We start from the raw sequence: 18,396 nt of genomic DNA, 5'->3' as shown, positions 1-18,396 counted from the left end.
TTTGTCGCGAATCCTCTTCGGCGCAGCGATTCCGCTTCGCCGGGATGCGCGATAAGTGAAAGGTCCGGACCGGTCAATGGCGTTGAAAAATCTCGTTCGGGAACTCTACGAAGGGGCATCGAGCCGGGCGCACCGCTTCCGTTACGGCCTCATCACCTTCGATGTCGCAACGATCATCTTCCTGGTGGTGTCATCCTTCCTCCCGCGCAGTCCCTTCATCGGGGTGATCGATGTCGTCATCGGGCTTCTGATCCTCTGCGATTTCCTGGCGCGCTTCTGGATCAGCCACAACCGGCTCGGCGACCTCATGAACCCCGCCAATCTCGCCGACATCGTGGTCATCGTCTCGCTGCTCGCCCCACTTCCGGGCGAAGGCCTCGCCTTCCTGCGCGTGGTGCGGGTGCTGCGCGTCATGCGCTCGCCGCTCGTCCTCATGCGCATGCGGCGCGATTCGCGCCTCTTTCGCGAGAACGAGCAGACGGTGATGGCCGCCCTCAATCTCGGCCTCTTCATCTTCGTCACCACGGGAATCGTCTATGAGAGTCAGCGCGGCCTCAATGAGCACATCACCAACTATGCCGACGCGCTTTATTTCACCGTATCGACGCTGACCACAACCGGCTTCGGCGACATCACGCTCCAAGGCCATTGGGGCCGGATGCTGTCGGTGCTGATCATGATCTTCGGCGTGTCCTTGTTCCTGCGCCTGATCCAGATCCTCATCCGGCCGCACAAGGTCGATCACAAATGCCCGGATTGCGGCCTCCTGCGCCACGATGCCGACGCCGTCCATTGCAAGCATTGCGGGCGCGTCCTCAATATCGAGGATGAGGGGGCGGTGTAGCGCGGCCGCAGCGGCGATCAATCCGCGCTCTGGCCGCCATTCGCCTGCGTTCTTCGCCCGGCAACCCACAGGATTGCGCAGCCGATCATCGCCGAGGCTATCGAGCCCGTGAAGACGGCGATCTTGGCGGCGGCGAAATCCGCCACCGACGGGAAGGCTTGGCCGGCGATGAAAAGCGACATCGTGAAACCAATTCCGGCCAGAGCGCCAGCCCCGACCAGTTGCGTCCAGCTGTACTCATCGGGTTTCGTCGCCCATCCGAGCTTGACCGCGATCAGCGACGCCGACACCAGGCCGAGCGGCTTGCCGATCACGAGGCCGGCGACGATCGCCGTCATCAGGCCCTGGTGGCTCGCCAGTCCGGACAGATCCAATGCGACACCGCCATTCGCCAGCGCGAACAGGGGAAGTACGACATAACTCGATCGCGCGCCGGCATGCCGCAGCAGCCGATCGGCGGGGGACTCCAAACGCTCATGCAGCGTATCGAGGGCGCGCATGGCAGGAAGCGAGGGTCCGTGGCGCAGGACTTCGCCGCTGCGCCGCGCCTCGGCGGTCAGGATCGCATCGGCCTGCGCCATGATCGCCAGCAAATCCGCCGGCGGCCGCGTCGGGATGAACAGCGCAAGAATGACGCCGGCCATCGTGGCGTGCAGGCCACTGGCGAGGATCAAGCACCAGAGAAGCACGCCCAGCAGCACATAGGGCGTCACGCTGTAGATGCGCCAGCGATTGAGGAGCGCCAGCATGGCGATGACTGCGGCCGCCGCGGCAAGTGCCGTGAGATCGAGCGCGCCGGAATAGAAGATGGCGACGACGACGATAGCTCCGATGTCGTCGACAATGGCGGCGGCCGTCAGAAAGACACGCAGCTCCGTCGGGGCACGAGAGCCGAGCATCACAAGCAGGGCGACCGCGAAGGCCGTGTCCGTCGCCATCGGCACGCCCCAGCCATGCGACCAGGGCCCTGCCGGCGTCAGCGCCAGATAGATGCCGGCCGGCACAGCCATGCCGCCGATGGCGGCAGCGACGGGCAGCGCGCCCGACCTGAAGCTGGCAAGGCGGCCGACGGTGAACTCGCGCTTGATCTCGAGGCCGACGACGAGGAAGAAGATCGTGAGCAGGCCGTCATTGATCCAATGGAGCAGCGACATCCTGAAGTCCAAGGCGCCAAGCGAGACGCCCAGATATTGCTCCCAGAGGGCCGTGAATGCGCTGCCGAGGCCGGAGTTGGTCAGCACGACCGCGGCGATCGTCGCGACGAGCAGGAGAACGCCCGCCGACGGCGCCCAGCCCGCGAAGTCGAGCGCCGCCTCGCGCAGCCGGCGCCCCGGCGCACGCACCATCGCGTCCGTGAATGAGCCTTCGTCCCAGGGGCCGTCATAGCGGCGGCCGTTGATGAAGAATGTCGGCGTCACCATCGCGTGGCTGGCGCGCGCGCTGCGAATATCGGTGGCAACGCGAGCTTTCGCGTATTCGCCTTTGCCGGCGCTCATGCCGGAGACCCCGAGGTCGCGGCCAACCGCCTCGAGGTCGTCCTCGGTGAGGGTCTGGGACCTCGTCATCAAGGCGATATGCGCATCCCAGAAGCTTTTGGAGTCCGCGGCGTGCTCGACGAGTTCCGCGGCCCTCTGCGCAATGTCGCTGCCGACAAGCGGGTAGTGGCGAAACACATAGCGCAGGCGGCCGCCGAGCTCGTCGCGGACCTGCGCTATCTTCTCGTTTGCGGCGCGACAATAGGGGCAGGCATAGCTGCCATACTCAACCAGCGTGATATCGGCGTCGGCGGCGCCGAGAATGTGATCGCGATCATCGACAGGGCGATCGAGCCTGCTGCTGAGCTTAGCCTGCGACATCTGCCACACCCCTCAGTGAGGAGCTGCGGGCTCCTCCCGCGCTCCAGCAGTAGTGGGACGATCGACGGTCTCGCGAAACCACCCGCGAGCCCTATACCACCTCCGGAAGCGCCCGACGCTCTAACTCATTGAGTTGCGCATCGGATTGTCCGAAAACCGCTTCGCATGGTCGGGTCAAGCCCGACCACATGCTTTTCGGTCCGATGCTCTAGCTCCCGAAGCCTTCCCAGAATGCGCGCGCCTTGGCGAAGAAGCCGTCCGACTCGGGCGAGTTGTTGCGAGCTTCCTTCTCGAAGTCCTTGAGCAGCTCGCGCTGCTTGCGTGACAGGTTGACCGGCGTCTCGACCGTCACCTGGATATACATATCGCCCATCTGGGTGGAGCGCAGGATCGGCATGCCCTTGGCCTTCAGGCGGAACTGCTTGCCGGTCTGGGCGCCCTCCGGGATCGACACGCGCGCCTTCTTGCCATCGATGGTCGGCACTTCGATGTCGCCGCCGAGCGAGGCGACGATCATGGAGACCGGCACCTTGCAGAAGAGATCGGCGCCGTCGCGCTGGAAGAATTCATGCGGGCGCACCGAGAGGAAGATGTAGAGGTCGCCGGCCGAGCCGCCGCGCAGACCCGCCTCGCCTTCGCCCGCGAGCCTGATGCGGGTGCCGTCCTCGACGCCCGCCGGGATGTTCACCGACAGCGTGCGCTCGCGCGTGAGACGGCCCTGGCCGCCGCAATTGCCGCACGGATCGGAGATCACCTGGCCGCTGCCATGGCAGGAAGGACAGGTGCGCTCCACGGTGAAGAAGCCCTGAGCCGCCCTGACCGCGCCCTGGCCGCCACAGGTGCCGCAGGTCTTCGGGCTTGAGCCGGGCTTGGCGCCCGACCCCTTGCAGACCTCGCAGGCGGTGGCGGTCGGCACACGGATCTGGGCGGTCTTGCCGGAGAAAGCTTCGGTGAGGCTGATTTCCATGTTGTAGCGCAGATCGGAGCCACGGGCGGCCGAGGATCCCCTGCCGCCGCCGCGGCCACCGCGGCCACGTCCACCGCCCATGAATTCGCCGAATAGATCCTCGAAGATGTCCGACATCGAGGAGGTGAATTCCGGACCGAAGCCCGGCCCGCCGGGACGCGCGCCCATGCCGCCTTCGAAAGCCGCATGGCCGAAGCGGTCATAGGCCGCCTTCTTCTGCGGATCCTTCAGAACGTCATAGGCTTCGTTGATTTCCTTGAACTTGTGCTCGGCCGTCTTGTCGCCCGGACTGGCATCGGGATGAAATTGCTTGGCGAGCTTACGGAAGGCGCTTTTCAGCTCCTTCTCGTCGGCACCCTTCTGGACACCCAGGATTTCATAATAGTCGCGCTTGGCCATTCTGACCCGTCGTCCCAGCTCTTTTTAGCCTGCTTGCCCGGCCCCAAAAAGAATCTTCTCCCCGCCGAAGCGGGGAGAAGGTTTTTCAGACCCTTGCAGAACATATACGTCAGGCCGACTTCTTGGAGTCGTCGTCCTTGACCTCAGTGAAGTCGGCATCGACAACATCGTCGGCGCCGCCCTGGCCACCGGAAGCGCCGGCGCCAGCATCCGGACCGTCGCCGCCGGCCTGGCTCTGCTGCGACTTGTAGATCGCTTCGCCGAGTTTCATAGCGGCCTGCGCCAGAGCGTTGGTCTTCTCCTTGATCGCCTCGGCGTCCTGACCTTCCATCGCCGTCTTGAGATCGGCAATGGCGGCCTCGATCGTCGACTTGTCGGCCTGGGCAACCTTGTCGCCATGCTCGGCGAGCGACTTCTGCGTCGAGTGGATCAGGCTCTCGCCGTGATTCTTGGCCTCGACCAGATCCTTGCGCTTCTTGTCCTCGGCGGCATTGGCTTCGGCGTCCTTGACCATCTTCTCGACTTCCGAGTCGGAGAGACCGCCGGAGGCCTGGATGCGGATCTGCTGCTCCTTGTTGGTCGCCTTGTCCTTGGCCGACACGTTGACGATGCCGTTGGCGTCGATGTCGAAGGTGACCTCGATCTGCGGCATGCCGCGTGGCGCCGGGGGAAGGCCCATGAGATCGAACTGGCCGAGCAGCTTGTTGTCGGCCGCCATCTCACGCTCGCCCTGGAAGACGCGGATCGTCACGGCGGTCTGATTGTCGTCAGCCGTCGAGAAGACCTGGCTCTTCTTGGTCGGGATCGTGGTGTTGCGCTCGATCAGGCGGGTGAACACTCCACCGAGCGTCTCGATGCCGAGCGACAGCGGGGTCACGTCGAGAAGGAGGACGTCCTTCACTTCGCCCTTGAGCACGCCGGCCTGGATCGCGGCACCCATGGCCACGACTTCGTCCGGATTGACGCCCTTATGCGGCTCCTTGCCGAAGAACTGCTTCACCGTCTCGATGACCTTCGGCATGCGGGTCATGCCGCCGACGAGGACGACCTCGTTGATCTGGCCCGCCGTGATACCGGCATCCTTCAACGCCTGGCGGCACGGCTCGACCGTCTTCTGGATGAGATCGTCAACCAGAGCTTCGAGCTTGGCGCGGGTCAGCTTGAGAGTGAGATGCTTCGGCCCCGACTGATCGGCGGTGATGAAGGGCAGGTTGATTTCCGTCTGGGTCGAGGAAGAAAGCTCGATCTTCGCCTTTTCGGCGGCTTCCTTCAGACGCTGGAGAGCAAGCTTGTCCTTGCGCAGGTCGATGCCCTGCTCCTTCTTGAACTCGTCCGCGAGATAATCGACGATGCGCATGTCGAAGTCTTCGCCGCCGAGGAAGGTGTCGCCATTGGTCGACTTAACCTCGAAGACGCCATCGCCAATCTCGAGAATGGAGATGTCGAAGGTGCCGCCGCCCAGGTCATAGACCGCGATGGTGCCGGCTTCCTTCTTGTCGAGGCCGTAGGCAAGCGCTGCCGCCGTCGGCTCGTTGATGATGCGCAGAACCTCGAGGCCGGCGATCTTGCCGGCATCCTTGGTAGCCTGGCGCTGGCTGTCGTTGAAATAAGCGGGAACGGTGATGACCGCCTGGGTGACGGTTTCGCCCAGATAGCGCTCCGCCGTCTCCTTCATCTTCTGAAGTATATAGGCCGAGATCTGGGACGGGGCATATTTCTGGCCGCGGGCCTCGACCCACGCATCGCCATTGTCCGCCTTCACGATATGATAGGGGACGAGCTTCTTGTCCTTCTCGACCATCGGGTCGTTCCAGCGCCGCCCGATCAGGCGCTTGATGGCGAAGAAGGTGTTCTCCGGATTGGTGACGGCCTGGCGCTTGGCCGGCTGGCCGACGAGCTGTTCGCCGTCGGCGTTAAACGCAACGATCGAAGGGGTGGTACGCGCACCTTCCGCGTTCTCGATGACCTTGGGCAGCTTGCCCTCGATCACGGAAACGCAGGAATTGGTGGTACCAAGGTCGATCCCTATGACTTTTCCCATTTACAAAACCTCCTAGCGGCAGACCCTGGTGGAAGCCCGATCCGGCACTTCCGCCCCGGACTCGATATCGGGGTGCGGGGTCCCCTATTACGTTGTACCGGACATCCTCGTTCCCGAGGAAAATCCGGCGTTCGTCGGCTATATAAGGTTGGAAACCGGGCCTATCAAGTTTTGGTGAGGGCAAAAGCCGGTATTCCGGACGGTTTTCGGGTGGCCCGGGCGCTTCTTCCTCCGCCTTATCGAGCCGGGCAGTGAATCGTGGCCCCAAAGGACTTCATGACCAGCGGACTCAGATATATTCCTTCCTATTTCGACCGTACAGCGCAAGAGGCCTTGGTCGCGACGCTCGAGAAGGCCCTCCTCCAGGCCCCCTTCTATACACCGGTGATGCCGAGGAGCGGCCGGCCCTTCACGGTCAGGATGAGCAATCTGGGCGAGCTCGGCTGGGTGTCGGACCGGGCCGGCTATCGCTATCAGGCTCAGCATCCCGAGACCGGCGCCCCCTGGCCCCAAATCCCCGACATGGTGATGGAACTCTGGCGCAAGGTCTCGGACTATGCCCATGAGCCGGAAGCCTGTCTTGTGAATTATTATCGCGAGGGCGCCAAGATGGGGCTCCATCGCGATGAGGACGAGGAGGATTTCTCGGCCCCGGTCGTCTCCCTTTCGCTCGGCGACACGGCCATCTTCCGCATTGGCGGCCTCGAGCGGGCCGGCAAGACCGAGACGCTGAAGCTTGCCTCGGGCGATGTCCTGGTCATGGGCGGGGCGTCGAGGCTGCGCTATCACGGCATCGACCGGGTGCTCGCCGGCACCTCGACGCTGCTCAGATCGGGTGGGCGGATCAACCTCACTTTGCGGCGGGTGACCAGACCATGAAGGCGACCGGCTCTTTCGCAACGCCTTTGTGGATTATCAAAGCCTGATCGCGGGTCGCCCGAAGACCTGACATTCATCAGAGCGCGAGCCCACGCGGCGCAAAAATTAGGGCAATCGATCCCGCCCGCTCTCCCGAATCAACGCGCTGAATCAGTCGTCGCCTTCCTCGAAGGCGCGCTTCAGGTCTTCCGGGCGCGGCGTCGAGATGATGTTGTAGCCAGAATCGACATAGTGGATCTCGCCGGTGACGCCACCCGACAGCGGCGACAGGAGATAGAGAGCGGCACCCCCCACTTCATCGAGCGTCACGGTGCGGCGCAGCGGCGAATGGCGCTTCTGGAAACTGAACATGGCGCGGGCATCGCCGATGCCGGCCCCCGCCAACGTGCGCATCGGGCCCGCCGAGATGGCGTTCACGCGAACTCCTTGCGACCCGTAATCGGCGGCGAGATAGCGTACCGAGGATTCGAGCGCCGCCTTGGCGACGCCCATCACGTTGTAGTTCGGCATCACCCTGACCGAGCCGCCATAGGTCAGCGTCACCAGTGCGCCGCCATTGGGCATGAGCGCGGCCGCCCGGCGGGTGATCTCCGTGAAGGAGAAGCACGAGATGATCATCGTGCGGACGAAATTGTCGCGGCTAGTGTCGGCATATTTGCCCTTGAGCTCGGACTTGTCGGAGAAGGCGATGGCGTGGACGACGAAATCGATCGTCTGCCATTCCTTCGCTATGGCGGCAAAGGCCTCGTCGACGGTCGCAATATTCTCGACGTCGCAGGGCAGCACCAGTCTCGAGCCGACAGTCTCGGCGAGTGGCTTCACGCGGCGCCCGAAGGCCTCGCCCTGATAGGTGAAAGCAAGCTCGGCGCCCTGCTCGTGCAGAGCCTTGGCGATGCCCCAAGCAATCGAATGATCGTTCGCCACCCCCATGATGAGGCCGCGTCGGCCCTTCATCAAACCGTCTTTCATCACTCCCCTACACTCCCCGATCGCTCCAGGCTCCAGCGGCCCGGCGCGCCAAAAAAATCATCTCACTGAAACTTATAACCGTCTCACGCGCTAGCCGTTGTAGAGCTGCAAGGCCAGCGTGGCGTTGGTGCCGCCAAAACCGAAGCTGTTCGAGATCGCCACATTGACCTCCACATCGTCGCGACGCTGGCGGACGATGGGAATGTCGGCGAATTCGGGATCGAGCTCCTCGATATTGGCGCTTTCGCAGATGAAGCCGTTTTTCATCATCAGCAGGCAGTAAATGGCCTCCTGGACGCCGGTGGCGCCCAGCGAATGTCCGGTCAGCGACTTGGTGCCGGAGATCGGCGGAATATTCTTGCCGAAGACCTCGCGGATCGCCTCGATCTCCTTCTTGTCGCCGATCGGCGTCGAGGTCGCATGCGGATTGATGTAGTCGACCTTCTCCTTCACGGTCGCGAGCGCCTGGCGCATGCAGCGCGCCGCGCCCTCGCCCGAGGGCTGGACCATGTCATAGCCGTCGGAGGTTGCCCCATAGCCGACGATCTCGCCATAGATCTTGGCGCCGCGCGCCTTGGCATGCTCGAGTTCCTCGAGCACGACCGTGCCGGCGCCGCCGGCGATGACGAAGCCGTCACGGTTCTTGTCATAGGCGCGAGACGCCTTTTCGGGCGTGGCATTGAACTTGGTCGACATGGCGCCCATGGCGTCGAAGAGGACGGACAAGGTCCAATCGAGCTCCTCGCCACCGCCGGCGAACATGACATCCTGCTTGCCCCACTGGATGAGTTCGGCGGCATTGCCGATGCAATGGGCCGAGGTGGCGCAAGCCGATGAGATCGAATAATTGACGCCCTTGATGCCGAAAGGCGTCGCAAGCGTCGCCGAATTGGTGCTCGACATGGCGGCCGGCACCGCGAAGGGACCGACGCGCTTGGGGCCCTTCTCGCGCGCGGTATCGGCGGCGCTCACAATGGTGCGGGTCGAAGGTCCGCCCGAGCCCATGATGATGCCGCTGCGCTCGTTCTTGATATCGCTCTCTTCGAGGCCCGAATCAGTGATGGCCTGGCGCATCGCCACCCAGTTCCAGGCCGCACCATCGCCCATGAAGCGGCGCACGCGGCGATCGACCGCGCTGTCGAGATCAAGGGTGGGGGCGCCATGGACCTGGCAGCGGAAGCCGAGCCGGGCATAGTCTTCCGCTTTCACGACCCCGGATTTGGCCTCCCGCAACGATGCCAGGACTTCCTGGGCATTGTTGCCAATACTCGAAACGATACCAAGACCGGTGACGACGACTCGGCGCATGACTGTAAATTGCCTCCCTCAGGCCTTTGCGGGCATGAACAAACCGACCCGGAGATCGGCAGCGGTATAGATAGTCTCCCCATCCGCCTTGAGAAGACCATCCGCGATGCCGAGATTGAGCTTGCGCAGGATGACGCGCTTCAGATTCACGACATATTCGACCTTCTTGACGGTGGGGACGACCATGCCGGTGAATTTAACCTCGCCTACCCCAAGCGCGCGACCCTTGCCGGGCGCGCCCAGCCAGCCCATGAAGAAGCCCAGCATCTGCCAGAGCGCATCCAGCCCTAAGCAGCCCGGCATGACCGGATCGCCAGGGAAATGCGGGGGGAAGAACCAGAGATCGGGCTTGACGTCAAGCTCTGCGACAATCTGGCCCTTACCAAATTCACCACCATCTTCGGAAATATGGGTGATGCGGTCGAACATCAGCATCGGCGGAAGCGGCAATTGGGCATTGCCTGGACCGAACAGGTCTCCCCGGGCACAGGCGATCAACTCATCATATAAAAAACGCGATTTCCGTTCGGCCATCTTTTCCGCTATTCCGCTCCGCTTAGTCCAACACCGCGACCAGCTTCCTAACATACCGATCCCCGGCTTGAAAGACGAACGGTTCGGTCACCAAATTACCCTTTTTGGGCACCATTGCAGGTACCCGGGGATTGTCGCTATACTAATTGCGCTGGATTAAAAGGGTAATTGATGAATTCCGAGACTGTTGCGACCAGATTGCGCGGGGCCGGACTGCGCCCGACACGTCAGCGCTTGGCGCTGGCCGAGATTCTGTTCGGTTCCGGCGACCGGCATATCACGGCTGAGCAACTGCATGCCGAGGCGGTCGTCGCGCGCGTGCCGGTTTCGCTGGCCACCGTTTACAATACGCTGAATCAATTCACCGATGCGGGCCTCCTGCGCGAGGTAGCCATCGAAGGCGACCGCACCTATTTCGACACGAATACCTCCAATCATTATCACTATTATGTCGAGCGCGAGGGCCGGCTGTTCGACATCGCCTCCGACAACCTGACGATCAAGGGCCTGCCCGAGCCGCCCCCGGGTATGGAAGTCGGTCGCATCGACATCATCGTCCGGCTCAAGAGCCGCCAGGGCTGATATCCCGCCGCCGGCACGCCTCTCCAAAATCGTACCTTATACAAGCCCCGAGCCGTAAAACCGGACCGCCGACTAAACGTTTATCTTGACAGTGCGCCAGCTTTCGCGGAATGCTCCATTCATCTCAAAGTGGGGGAGCCGGCCGGACGAATTGCACCCGCAATTGCCGCCGCTGGTGGGAAAATGGAACGGGCAATGCATGATCTGACGCCTTCGCGACCGCAGAACCGGCCGATAATTCTGCCCGTGCGCGAGCAATCCCCTCAGATCACCGAAATGGTGCGCGGCAGGCTCGACAGCATTCTGCCCGCCGCCATGCGAGACGCCGGCCTCGATATGTGGATCATCCTGTGCCAGGAGGACGATCCCGATCCGATCTACCGGACCATGATCCCGATGGACAACTGGTCGCCGATTCTGTCGATGCTGGTGTTTGTCGACGAAGGCGACCGCATCCGCCGCTACAATGTGGCGGGCGTCGACACGAAGGACCTCTATGAGCGGCCCTACGCCGGCCAGCTGGAAGAAAAACAGTGGCCGATCCTCATCGATCTCATCGCGAAGCGCGATCCGAAGACCATCGGCATCAATATCGGCGACATCGCCTGGGCCGCCGGCGGGCTCACCTACAATCTCCATCGGCAGCTCACTGAGCGCCTGCCGGAGAAATATCGCTCCCGCCTCGTCTCGGCCGAGAAGGCCGGGGTGCGCTGGGCCAGCACGCTCACCGATCACGAAACGGTGCTGTTCAGGCGCGTCACCGAACTCGGCCAATACATGATCGGCGAATGCTTCCATGCTGGAACGATCACGCCTGGCGTCACCACCATCGACGATCTCGTCTGGCATTATTGGCAGCATGCGCGCGATCTTGGACTCGAGACCGCCTTCCGGCCCTATTTCCGCATCCATCGCGATCAGCGCGAGACGAGTTATCCGGGCAATGTCGTAAGTCCCGGCGACGTCATCCATTGCGATGTCGGCATCAAATATCTCCGGCTGAATTCCGACCATCAGCACCTCGCCTATGTACCGCGGCCGGGAGAAAGCAAGGTGCCGGCAGGCCTCGTCACGCGGCTCGAGGACACGCTGAGGCTCCAGGACATTTACATGTCGGAATTCCGCCATGGCATCAGCGGCAACGAGCTGCAGCAGACCATCCTGCATCGGGCGCGCGCCGAAGGCGTGCCGACGCCGAAAGTCTATTCGCACAATCTCGGCCTGTTCCTGCACCAGCCCGGCCCTTTGATCGGCCTGCCCTGGGAGCAGGAAAATCCGCTGCCCCGCGGCGAAGTGCGGCTGGAATACAACAGCGCCTTCGTCATGGAGCTGAGCACCGAGGCGGAAGTGCCCGAATGGGGCGGCCAGCGGCTCGTCATGGCGACGGAAGAGCCCGTCCTCTTCACGCGCGAGGGCTGCCGCACGCTTTGTCCGCGGCAAACCGAATTTTATGTGATCTGAGCCCCGGCACGGGCGCGTAACCGACCAGGCGTAGCCGCAAGTTCAAACCAAGCCGACGAGCCGAAAACATAACGTTAAGGGAGTGACCACCATGACCTTCAATCTCACACGCAGAAGCTTCACCGCCGCCTTGCTGAGCAGCACCATTGCGGCGGCCGTGCCCATGAGCGCCGTCTTCGCACAGGCGAAGAAGACCCTGACGATGGCGATCGGCACGGCGGGCGGCGAAAATTCCGTCGGTCTCGACAATCTCGATCCGCGCGTCCTGACCTCGACCAACCACATGGCCGTCCAGACCGCCATGTTCGAGTCGCTGGTGCGCGCCAACGGCAACAAGATCGAGCCGGGCATGGCGGAGAAATGGGAAGTATCCGCCGACGGCAAGACCTACACCTTCACCTTGCGCGACGCGAAGTGGTCGGACGGCAAGCCGGTGACTGGCGGCGATTTCGTACATGCCTTCGTGCGCATGTTCGAGACCTCGCCGGCGAGCTCGATCTATGACGACATTCTGAACGGCGCCGAATTGCGCGGCAAGACGGCCAAGCGCGAGGATCTCGGCGTCAAGGCGCCCGACGACAAGACAGTGGTCATCACGCTCAAGAATCCGGTGCCGTATTTCCTGGGACTGGTGAGCTCCACCTTCGCCTCGCCCGGCCGCGAGGACCTGGTCACGAAATTCGGCGACGCCTATGGCGCATCGGTCGAGTCGCTGCCCTCCAACGGCCCCTTTGTCCTCGTCCAGTGGGAGAACGAGGACAAGCTCGTCCTCAAGAAGAACCCGGACTATTGGAACGCCGCGAACATCAAGCTCGACGAAGTCGTGTTCCTCGTGGTGCCGGAGGACGGCACCAAGCGCAACATGTTCGACAATGGCGAGATCGACCTCTACATCCCGGTCACCGAGACGGAATCAAGCCAGTATGAGACCGAGGGCAAGCTCGTGCGCTATGATCGCGGTGGCGTGCGCGACGTGCATCTGAACCGGCATGGCCAGAACGATCCGGTCAAGGCGAAGCTGCTTTCGAATCCGAACTTCATGAAGGCGATCTCCTACGCGGTCGACCGCCAGGGCTTCGTCGACAAGGTGCTGCAGGGTGCCGCCATTCCGGCCACCGTCCAGACGCCGCGCGCCACCGCCATCTATCCCGGCAAGTCATGGGGTGAGGTCAGCCCGAACTACGGCAAGTTCCATCCCGAAGCCGCCGACATGGCGAAATCCAAGGAATATCTCGACAAGGCGCTTGCCGAGGCCGGCGTGGCACTCGCCGATCTGCCGAAATTCGATCTCCTGACCTCGGAAAGCCCCGAGAATCCGAAAGTGATCACGCCCTATTTCTTCAGCGTGCTCACCGCGCTTGGCCTCAAGGTCGAGATGCACCAGGCGACCGGCAAGCAGTTCTATAACAACCTCTACAAGCCGGCGCTGGCCTATGACTTCGCTGTTGCCGGCTGGGGCCCCGATTTCGACGATCCCTATACCTATATGGGCTATTGGAATTCGAGCTCCATGGATATGGGCGTCACCTATGAGAACAAGGAATTCGACGACCTCCTGAACAAGGCCAATGCCGAGACCGACCTCGTCAAGCGGGCCGAAATCCTCGGTCAGGCGGAAGCCAAGTTCTCCGACGACGCGCCTTGCATTCCGCTTCTGCACTGGAAGGGCGCGATGGCGCTGCAGCCCCGTGTGAAGAACCTGACGACGGCGATGTTCGGCGCCACCTTCAACTACATCCATGCGGATGTGACGGAATAAACAGGCGCGCGATTTAAGGCTATACTTCCCGCATGTGCGGCGTCTTCCATACGCCGCACATGGATTTTTCATGAGGCAAGACAGTGGGCATGCTGAAGTACATCGTGAACCGGCTGATGGTTGCGCTGGTGGCGATGTTCGTGCTGGCAAGCCTGACCTTCTTCCTCATGCGGCTCGTGCCGGGCGATCCGTTCGCCGGTCCCAAGGTGACGGTCGAAGTGAAGGAGAGGCTGCGCGAGCATTACGGCCTCGATAAGCCGCTGGCAGAGCAGTATCTGATCTATATGGGCAATCTCGCCAGGGGCGATTTCGGCTATTCGCTCGCCAAGCGCGGGCACCGTGTGAACACCATCATCGCCGACGCCTTTCCCGCCTCCCTCGATCTCGGCATCAGGGCGATGGTGATCGCCATCGTCTTCGGCCTGTTCTTCGGCGTCGTGGCCGCCCTCAACCGCGGCAAGCCGCTCGACTATCTCACCGTCGTGCTGGTGCTGGTGGGCATCTCGGTGCCGAGCTTCGTGCTCGCCGGCATTCTGCAATATTATCTGGGCGTCCATCTCAAGCTCCTGCCGGTCGCCCGTTATGAGAGTTTCTTGCACACGCTGATGCCGGCCTTCGCGCTGAGCCTTGGCACCATGGCGACGATTGCGCGCTACATGCGCGCCTCGATGCTCGAGATCGTCAATGCCGACTATATCAAGACCGCCAGGGCCAAAGGCCTGAACCAGACCCAGATCGTATGGCGCCACCAGTTGCGCAACGCGCTGTTTCCCATCCTCACTATTCTCGGGCCCGCCGTCGCTTCGGTGCTCACCGGCTCGTTCGTCATCGAGACGATCTTCGCCATACCGGGCCTTGGACGCCATTTCGTGCTCGCCATGCAGAATCTCGACTACACCCTCGTTCTCGGCCTCACCATCTTCTTCGGCTTCTTCCTGATCGCCATGAATTTCCTGGTCGACATCGCCTACGGTCTGATCGACCCGCGCATACGGCACCGCTAGAGACCGCGAATCATGGCCGAACCCGACCGCTACCTCTTTGTTCCCGACGACACGCCGCCACGCGATGCGCTCGCCGGACGCCGATCCGTCGCCTTCTGGAGCGATGTATGGCGGCGCTTCCGCCAGAGCGGCCCCGCCATGACCGGCATGGCGATCCTTCTGCTCTTCATCGCGCTGGCGATCCTTGCCCCGATGCTGTCGCGCTACAATTACGACCAGGTCGACCTTCTCAGCACTTATCAGCCGCCGAACGCCACCCATTGGTTCGGCACCGACGCGCTCGGGCGCGACATCTGGGTAGCGATCTGGGTCGGCGCCCGGGTCTCCCTTACCGTGGGCCTCGCCGCTGCGCTCTGCCAGATGCTGATCGGCGTGGTGATCGGCTGCTTCTCTGGACTTCAGGGTGGCAAGACGGACATGCTGCTCATGCGCTTCGTCGACATCATGATCGCCATCCCCTTCCTGATCTGGGTCAGCCTATTCATGCTGATCATGAGCCCCGGCATCACCTCGATCGTCCTGGCCTTCGCGCTCACCCAGTGGACCGAGATCGCGCGCCTGGTGCGCGGCGAAGTGCTCAAGCTCAAGGAGACCGAATTCATCGTGGCGTCGCGGTCCATGGGCGCGTCCGCCCTGCGCCTCATCGGGCGCCATTTCTTCCCCAATATCCTGCCGGTGGTCATCGTGGCGGTGACCTTCCAGGTGACCAACGCCATATTCGGCGAAGCCTTCCTCAGCTATATCGGGCTCGGCATCCAGCCGCCGCTCACCTCCTGGGGCAAGCTCATCGCCGGCGGCATCAAGGAGATGCGCGATAATCCCTATCTCCTGATCTTTCCGTCCATCGTCATCAGCGCCACCATGCTGTCGCTGCAGCTGGTGGGCGACGGCCTGCGGGACGCCACCGACCCGAAGCTGAGGCGATAACCGTGACGTCGAAGCAACCCATCCTCTCGGTCGAAGACCTGGCCGTGGTTTTCCATACGCATGAAGGGCTGGTCGAGGCGGTGCGCGGCGTCAGCTTCACCCTCGGCAAGAGCGAAGTGCTGGCGATCGTCGGCGAATCGGGCAGCGGCAAGAGCGTCACCATTCAGGCCGTCATGGGACTGACGCCCAGGCCGCCGGGTGAAATCACCTCGGGCCGCGTCGACTTCGGCGGGGTCGATCTCCTGCAGGCGTCCGAGAAGGAATTGTCCCGCATCCGCGGCAACCGCATTTCGATGATCTTCCAGGATCCGATGACGTCGCTCAACCCATCGATGACGGTCGGCGCCCAGATCCGCGAGGTGCTGCACCAGCATCGCAAGATGAGTCGGGCCGACGCCCGGACGCGCGCCATCGAGCTCCTCGGCCTGGTCGGCATTCCGCAGCCGGCGCAGCGCATCGGCCACTATCCGCATCAGTTCTCGGGTGGCATGCGCCAGCGTATCGTCATCGCCATCGCGATGGCCAACGATCCCGATATCCTGCTGGCCGATGAACCGACCACCGCGCTCGACGTCACCATCCAATCACAGATCTTCCGGCTGATCCGCGACATGCGGGAGCGTTTCCACACCGCGATGGTGCTGATCACGCATGATCTCGGGCTCGTCGCCGGCTCGGCCGACCGGATCATCGTCATGTATGCCGGGCGCGTGGTCGAGGAAGGCGTCACCGACCAGATCTATTACGATCCGCAGCATCCCTACACGGTGGGACTTCTCGGCGCCGTCCCCAGTCTCGACGATGCCGGCGAGGCGCCGCTCAGGACCATCGAGGGCCTGCCGCCCCTGCTGATCGATCCGCCCAAGGGCTGCCCCTTCGCCGATCGCTGCCCGAACCGCATGCGCATCTGCCGGGAGCAGGATCCAGTCTACTTCAGCCCGGTCGCGAACAACCGAACCGCCTGCTGGCTGCATCATGAAGCCGCGGGCGAGCTGCGCCAGGCCTTCCTCAGTGCACGGGGTGTCAAATGAGCGCCAGTCCGCTTCTGCGCATCCGCGCGCTGACCCGCCGCTTCAATGTCGGCGGCGGCCGTGTGCTGCAAGCCGTCAACGGTGTCGATCTCGAAATCGCCCGCGGCGAGATCTTCGGTCTGGTGGGCGAGTCCGGCTGCGGAAAGTCGACGCTCGGCCGCACCATCAAGGGCATTCATCCCCCGTCATCGGGATCGGTCGAGTTCGACGGCCAGGACATCACGCGCCTCGACCGGCGGCGGGCGCGTGACTTCGCGCGGCGCATGCAGATGATCTTCCAGGATCCCTACTCCTCGCTCAATCCGCGCATGACGGTGCGCGAGCTGATCGGCGAGGGCCTCGAGATCCACAGGCTCGGCACCGCCGGCGAGCGGCAGGCGCGCATCGTGGAGATGATGCGGCTCGTCGGACTCAATCCCGAATACCAGAACCGCTTCGCCCATGAGTTCTCCGGAGGCCAGCGCCAGCGCATAGCCATCGCCCGCGCCTTGGTGGTGGCGCCCGATTTCGTCATTTGCGACGAGCCGATCTCCGCCCTCGACGTGTCGATCCAGGGCCAGATCATCAATCTCCTGAAGGAGCTCAAGCAGCGGATCGGCCTGACCTACCTATTCATCGCGCATGACCTTTCGATGGTGAAATATATCAGCGACCGCGTCGGCGTGATGTATCTCGGCCGGCTCGTCGAAGTGGCGACAAAGGAAAAGCTCTTCTCCGGTCCGAAGCATCCTTATACGCAAGCCCTGTTGTCATCAGTGCCGATCCCCGATCCGGTCAGGGAGCGCGCGCGCATCGAACTGACGCCAAAGGGTGAGCTGCCGAGCCCGATGGAAGTGATCTCGGGCTGCGCCTTTCGCACCCGCTGCCCGCATGCGGGCCCGCGCTGCGCCGAGATGCGGCCGCAGCTGACCGAGGCCGAACCCGGTCACTTCGTCATGTGCACCTTGCACGGCACGCCAATCGCCTGATCTCTTCCGGAGCTGGCGACTTCATACGGCAGTACAGGCATTCAGCGGTATGCGCGCGCCGGATCTCGAAAAACTGAGGGGATGACGCTTCAGGGCTTGCCGGCGAGCCAGCTGAAGAAGCGCGTCCAGAACGGCACGAAATGCGGCCATTCCTGGAAACGCGGCGAGCCCCAATGCGGCAGGATGTCGGACGCGAAGCAGGCGAGCCGGCCCTTTCCAAGCTCATCGACCACCAGCAGCGGGTCGCCGGTTTCGCGGAAGCGCAGCAAAGTCTCGCCACGCCGCGCAGCGAACCGGTTGTAGCCCAGGAAGTCCGGCCATGATTGCGGCAGGCCGGCAAGGATCGGGTGATCGGCGCTGAGCATCTCAGGATAGACGCCCTCCGGCGTCTCCATGCGGTCGTCGCCCGCCTCGATCACGACCGGCAGGATGTCGGCCAGGGGCGAATGCGAATAATGGGCCTTCCCGTGGAAGCCGCCGAAGGACATCCAGCCGCCGATCATGGCGAGCCCGCCGCCCTGACGCACATAGTCGCCCAAAAGCTTCAAACGGTTGGGCATGATCGCGCCGGCGAGGCTGTCGGGATGAAGCAGAAATGAATCGGCCGGCGCATCCGACAGAACGATCGCGTCATAGCGGGCCATCTCCGCGAGGCTGAGCGGAAAGCGCGGCGACACTTCGTGATTCGGCATGAAATCGAGGGCGACCGGAGTGTCGGCGAAGCGCTTGATGAAGGGGTCCAGCGAGAGCGTGCAATATCCCGTCTCGTAGGAGGCGAAGCCCTTGAAATGTGTATGTATTTTGAAGACGGACTCGCCGACGAGCAGGATGTTCACGGACTTGGCGGACATGGGGCTTCCTTCAGAT

At 62.9% G+C, this 18,396-nt stretch carries 16 protein-coding genes; 9 read left to right on the top strand and 7 right to left on the bottom strand.

Features of this window, described 5'->3' with window-relative positions; all coding sequences use genetic code 11:
• Positions 1 to 76 precede the first annotated feature (76 nt).
• Positions 77 to 844, top strand: coding sequence for a potassium channel family protein (locus G5V57_RS14245; protein ID WP_165168139.1), 768 nt, complete (start codon positions 77 to 79; stop codon positions 842 to 844).
• Between the two features lie 17 nt (positions 845 to 861).
• Here the strand turns inward: G5V57_RS14245 and nhaA are convergent, their stop codons facing one another.
• From nhaA to dnaK, 3 genes are all read right to left on the bottom strand, one after another.
• The gene (gene nhaA, locus G5V57_RS14240) at positions 862 to 2,700 is read right to left on the bottom strand and encodes a Na+/H+ antiporter NhaA (protein WP_165168138.1); all 1,839 of its coding nucleotides are present in this window, start codon (positions 2,698 to 2,700) and stop codon (positions 862 to 864) included.
• A gap of 208 nt (positions 2,701 to 2,908) precedes the next feature.
• Positions 2,909 to 4,066 (bottom strand): molecular chaperone DnaJ, encoded by a 1,158-nt coding sequence (gene dnaJ / locus G5V57_RS14235; RefSeq protein WP_165168137.1) that lies wholly within the window; start codon positions 4,064 to 4,066, stop codon positions 2,909 to 2,911.
• Positions 4,067 to 4,175: 109 nt separating this feature from the next.
• On the bottom strand, positions 4,176 to 6,107 hold the full coding sequence (dnaK, locus tag G5V57_RS14230; RefSeq protein ID WP_165168136.1) for a molecular chaperone DnaK: 1,932 nt from the start codon (positions 6,105 to 6,107) through the stop codon (positions 4,176 to 4,178).
• Positions 6,108 to 6,383: 276 nt separating this feature from the next.
• Here dnaK and G5V57_RS14225 point away from each other — a divergent pair, with 276 nt between their 5' ends.
• Entirely contained in the window at positions 6,384 to 6,986 is a 603-nt protein-coding gene (locus G5V57_RS14225; protein ID WP_165168135.1) for an alpha-ketoglutarate-dependent dioxygenase AlkB, read from the top strand.
• Between the two features lie 150 nt (positions 6,987 to 7,136).
• Here the strand turns inward: G5V57_RS14225 and fabI are convergent, their stop codons facing one another.
• From fabI to fabA, 3 genes are all read right to left on the bottom strand, one after another.
• Complete coding sequence (fabI, locus tag G5V57_RS14220) at positions 7,137 to 7,955, bottom strand: enoyl-ACP reductase FabI (RefSeq protein ID WP_165168134.1); 819 nt, start codon at positions 7,953 to 7,955, stop codon at positions 7,137 to 7,139.
• A 90-nt stretch (positions 7,956 to 8,045) separates the two neighbouring features.
• Positions 8,046 to 9,263 (bottom strand): beta-ketoacyl-ACP synthase I, encoded by a 1,218-nt coding sequence (gene fabB, locus G5V57_RS14215; protein WP_165168133.1) that lies wholly within the window; start codon positions 9,261 to 9,263, stop codon positions 8,046 to 8,048.
• Between the two features lie 18 nt (positions 9,264 to 9,281).
• Positions 9,282 to 9,797 (bottom strand): 3-hydroxyacyl-[acyl-carrier-protein] dehydratase FabA, encoded by a 516-nt coding sequence (fabA, locus tag G5V57_RS14210; RefSeq protein WP_165168132.1) that lies wholly within the window; start codon positions 9,795 to 9,797, stop codon positions 9,282 to 9,284.
• 171 nt (positions 9,798 to 9,968) lie between these two features.
• Between fabA and irrA the strand changes: the two genes are divergently transcribed.
• The 7 genes from irrA to G5V57_RS14175 all read left to right on the top strand — a co-directional run bounded on the left by irrA (position 9,969) and on the right by G5V57_RS14175 (position 17,529).
• Entirely contained in the window at positions 9,969 to 10,379 is a 411-nt protein-coding gene (gene irrA / locus G5V57_RS14205; RefSeq protein WP_165168131.1) for an iron response transcriptional regulator IrrA, read from the top strand.
• 195 nt (positions 10,380 to 10,574) lie between these two features.
• Complete coding sequence (locus tag G5V57_RS14200) at positions 10,575 to 11,840, top strand: M24 family metallopeptidase (protein ID WP_165168130.1); 1,266 nt, start codon at positions 10,575 to 10,577, stop codon at positions 11,838 to 11,840.
• Between the two features lie 91 nt (positions 11,841 to 11,931).
• Positions 11,932 to 13,599 carry a peptide ABC transporter substrate-binding protein gene (locus tag G5V57_RS14195; RefSeq protein ID WP_165168129.1) on the top strand — a complete coding sequence of 556 codons (1,668 nt, stop codon included), beginning with the start codon at positions 11,932 to 11,934 and terminating at the stop codon, positions 13,597 to 13,599.
• An 89-nt stretch (positions 13,600 to 13,688) separates the two neighbouring features.
• Entirely contained in the window at positions 13,689 to 14,603 is a 915-nt protein-coding gene (locus G5V57_RS14190; protein WP_165168128.1) for an ABC transporter permease, read from the top strand.
• A gap of 12 nt (positions 14,604 to 14,615) precedes the next feature.
• On the top strand, positions 14,616 to 15,530 hold the full coding sequence (locus tag G5V57_RS14185; RefSeq protein ID WP_165168127.1) for an ABC transporter permease: 915 nt from the start codon (positions 14,616 to 14,618) through the stop codon (positions 15,528 to 15,530).
• A gap of 2 nt (positions 15,531 to 15,532) precedes the next feature.
• Entirely contained in the window at positions 15,533 to 16,561 is a 1,029-nt protein-coding gene (locus G5V57_RS14180) for an ABC transporter ATP-binding protein (RefSeq protein WP_165168126.1), read from the top strand.
• Positions 16,558 to 17,529, top strand: coding sequence for an ABC transporter ATP-binding protein (locus G5V57_RS14175; protein WP_165168125.1), 972 nt, complete (start codon positions 16,558 to 16,560; stop codon positions 17,527 to 17,529). The genes G5V57_RS14180 and G5V57_RS14175 overlap by 4 nt, the downstream gene beginning before the upstream one ends.
• Before the next feature lie 89 nt (positions 17,530 to 17,618).
• Here G5V57_RS14175 and G5V57_RS14170 read toward each other — a convergent pair whose 3' ends face one another.
• Positions 17,619 to 18,380: a glutamine amidotransferase gene (locus G5V57_RS14170; protein ID WP_165168124.1), complete on the bottom strand. Its 762-nt coding sequence runs from the start codon at positions 18,378 to 18,380 to the stop codon at positions 17,619 to 17,621.
• Positions 18,381 to 18,396 lie beyond the last annotated feature (16 nt).

This window comes from Nordella sp. HKS 07 (assembly GCF_011046735.1).
GTDB lineage: Bacteria > Pseudomonadota > Alphaproteobacteria > Rhizobiales > Aestuariivirgaceae > Taklimakanibacter.
This window is presented reverse-complemented; position numbering and strand designations above follow the sequence as displayed.